A 3,211-nucleotide genomic window follows, 5' to 3' on the forward strand; every position below is an offset into this window, starting at 1 on the left:
CTGCCGAGGTAGCCCCGCAGTGCGACGAGCCGGTACCCCCGCCGGGTTAGCCCCGAAGTATGACCGCGCCGGTAGCTCTGCCGAGGTAGCCCCGCAGTACTACGCCCTGCCCTCAGTCCCCCTTGCGGTCCGCGACCGCCCACGACGCGAGCCCCACGACCCCCGCGACCCCGAACACCGACGGCCAGGCCCCGACCTTCTTCGCCAGCGGATGCGACCCGGCGAATGCGGCGAGGTACGCGACCCCGAGCGCCCCTGCGGCCTTCCCGCCGGCCCGTTCCTTCCACTGCCAGGCGGCAGCGGCCCCCGCCCCGGCGAGGACGACCCCGCCGAGCTGGCGCTTCTTGGTCCAGCGGGCGACACCGTACCCGCCGACGAGCCCACCGGCGGCGATGAGCGAGCTGGGAACCTTGGCCATGGAGTACCTCCTAGGAGTTACTCCCGAGGCTAACCGTTCCTAATCAGTGAGCAGAAGTGGGTCTTGGACCCATCCCTGGTCGCTGCGCGCATCCCGAACGGTTTTGGATGCACTGGTCGCCCGCGTACGTGGTGTTGTCCCCGCGCGGGCACGTGCATCGTGTGCACGTTCCGTGACGGGGCGGCGGGTTTCCTCACGCCCGAGGGTGTCCGGTCGGGCCTGGACGGTCCGATGCCCGCGACGATCGCTCTGGTCGTCGCGGGGCGGTGCCGTCCGTCGCCGGATCGGGAACCCTTGGGCGCGTCGCCCGATCGCGATGCCCGCGGCATCGTGCCGAGTCGTCCTGCGGCGGGGTGCTGCCATGGGCTTCTGCCAGTGCTGGGCGCCCCACTTCGAGGTGTAGGCCGGATCGACGGCGATGATGCTGATGCCGGTGGCGTCGGCCATCGAGATCAGCCGGGTGCGGAGTCTGCCGGTCGGGATGCCGGAGATGAGCTGCCGAAACCGTTTCTTGCGGCCGTGCTTCTCGCGGGTCTTGGAGTCGGCGAAGTCGAGGTCCTCGACCGCGATGGCGGCGACGCCGCAGGTTTTGGCCCAGTTCAGCAGGCGGGACAGGGCGTGGCGTACTTGGGCGTCACGGTGATCGGCCGATCCGCTGAGGTCGTAGGAGAAGCGGCGGGGCTGCCCGACCGGGTTGCCGTGGGTGTCGAGTCGCCAGGCGGCGAGGTGGTCGGCGTTGGTGTCCACGCCTATCACGCCGCTGGCGAGGGCGGCGTCGAGTGGAACGGTCCGGGTGGCGGGAAAGGTCCAGGACGCATCCACGTACCAGCGCCCACGCCCGACGTTGTAGTGGATGCGGTAGGCGACTGCCCGGTTGGCTTCCACACGGTCGGCCCACTCGGGGCCCCGGTGCGGGAACGACACTTTCGCCGCCAGCACGTACCGGCCGTGCTTGGCGTTCGCGTACCCGGCGAGTGGCGCGGGCAGTTTGATGCTTACCTCGCCGTCCGGGGTGATGCGGATCGTCTCGTTGCCGTACCGCTTCCCGGACTCGCCGTCAGCGGACAGGAACCAGCGCGCTGTTTCCCAACGCTCTCGCCACTGCGGCTCGGTGAGTTGTGCGGCGTGGAGGTTGTGGCGGGTGTTGAGCAGACGTCGGCTGCCACGCACGACGTGCACGATGCCGTTCTCGCGGTCGGCCCGTACTGTGTCGAGGCGGTCCTTGAGGAGGTGCAGCCGCCGGGTTTTCTGGAACCATTCGTTCTTCGACCGGTAGCCGCCCGGAGCACGCTGGGTGCCCTTTTCCCCGATCGGCTGGGATAGTCGGTGCGCGATCGTACGGATACTGGCTTCGAGGTTGTGGAGGTGTGCTGCCTGTCCGCGCCGGGCGAGCGCCCACTGATCGTGCGTCGCCTTCGTCAAAGACCCAGCCCACCTGGACGACGAGGCGGCGGTCAGGTCCCGCTTGCGGGCCGCCCACGACTCGGTGGAGTGCTCCAGCCCGTCGGCGCACCGCGCTTTGAGGTCACGGGAGGCGAGCGAGCCGAGGTGGCTGCCGACCAGCCGCAATACCTCCTCGTCCTCGGGGGTGAGGTTCTTCAAGCGGTCGCGTACCGACACACCGGACGGGCCCGGGGCGACGAACGGCGGAGCGATGGTGCGGAGCTTCTTCGGCTCAGTCATCGCGGGCCGCCGCTGCCAACGCCTTCTCCGCCCGCCTCTTCGCGGAGCGACTGCCGTACAGGCGGGCACAGAACGAGGTCAGGACCTCCACCATGTCGCGCACCAGGCCGTCTTCGGCCTCACCGTCGTTCAGCACCACCAGACGCCGCCCGCTCGCGGCAAGAGCGGCTTCGATCAGCCCCACGTTCATCCGGCCGAGCCGGTCCTTGCGCTCCACCACCACGGTGGTCACATCCGGATCGGCCAGAAGACGACGGACCTTGGCACGCGAACCGTCCACACCCGAGCCGATCTCCGACTCGATCCGCGCCACCCGGTGACCGGCTTGCGTCGCCCACGCAGACAATCTCGCCGTTTGCCGTTCAAGATCGGCTTCCTGGTCGTGGGACGACACGCGGGCGTACAAGCCCACACCACCTGTCACGGACGGTGAGGAGTTTGCCTCGATGTTCACCAGGATCGTGCGCGGCCCGACCCGCTCAGCGGGGACCGGAAGAGTGCCCTCACGGAACCAGCGATAAGCGGTGTGCGGGTGCACACCGTTCGCCACTGCCCACTCCTTGAGGTTCATGAAGCGACCGTAACACGCACTCAAGGGCTCTCATGCTCACTAGAGTTGACTTAACCTCTAGCGCTTGACCACCCCGTGACCCGAGGCACCCCCAAACCTGAGCCCACCCATGTCAACTTCGCAGGTGTCGCGCCGGAGAAACAGGGCAGGAGCAAAAGACGGGGCACAGCGAGAAACCCGAGCGGAAACGAGAACATGACGACGACGGAGCCTCACCCGGCCGACCCGAAGCAGACCAAGGACACCTCGGGGAGGGCGATCCCGTCACCGAGACACTCCCTGATCCGCACCCCGGAACCCTGGCCCCACCTGGTGGCGAGGGTGAAGAGGACAGGCCAGTACCCCACCACGGCGGAAGCGGAGAAGATCACCCGCACCACCCTGACCACCCTGGGGCCTCCCTCGCCGACGTCCTCCTGTCCGTCAGCGAACTGACCACGAACGCCCTCCTGCACGGCGTCCCCCCGGGCCGATTCTTCCTCCTGCGCCTGCGCCCGCACGGAGCCGCCGGCGGGAGGGTGGAGGTGCACGACAGCGGG

3 protein-coding genes and 1 pseudogene are annotated in these 3,211 nt (G+C 68.8%); 1 reads left to right on the forward strand and 3 read right to left on the reverse strand.

Going from position 1 to position 3,211, the window contains the following annotated elements; translation table 11 throughout:
- Positions 1 to 112: 112 nt before the first annotated feature.
- From AOK24_RS40275 to AOK24_RS40285, 3 genes are read right to left on the reverse strand one after another with little or no spacing between them, the layout of a single operon-like run.
- The gene (locus AOK24_RS40275) at positions 113 to 418 is read right to left on the reverse strand and encodes a hypothetical protein (protein WP_055724870.1); all 306 of its coding nucleotides are present in this window, start codon (positions 416 to 418) and stop codon (positions 113 to 115) included.
- Between the two features lie 39 nt (positions 419 to 457).
- Positions 458 to 2,101, reverse strand: a complete 1,644-nt coding sequence (locus tag AOK24_RS40280; RefSeq protein ID WP_055724871.1) for an IS200/IS605 family element transposase accessory protein TnpB — start codon at positions 2,099 to 2,101, stop codon at positions 458 to 460.
- Positions 2,094 to 2,672, reverse strand: a complete 579-nt coding sequence (locus tag AOK24_RS40285; RefSeq protein WP_055724872.1) for an IS607 family transposase — start codon at positions 2,670 to 2,672, stop codon at positions 2,094 to 2,096. Before AOK24_RS40285 ends, AOK24_RS40280 begins: the two co-directional genes overlap by 8 nt.
- 407 nt (positions 2,673 to 3,079) lie before the next feature.
- Here AOK24_RS40285 and AOK24_RS51800 point away from each other — a divergent pair.
- Positions 3,080 to 3,211 (forward strand): annotated as a pseudogene (locus AOK24_RS51800) (ATP-binding protein); the annotation flags it as partial.

The sequence above is a fragment of the Streptomyces niveiscabiei genome, assembly GCF_001419795.1.
In the GTDB taxonomy this organism is placed as follows: domain Bacteria; phylum Actinomycetota; class Actinomycetes; order Streptomycetales; family Streptomycetaceae; genus Streptomyces; species Streptomyces niveiscabiei.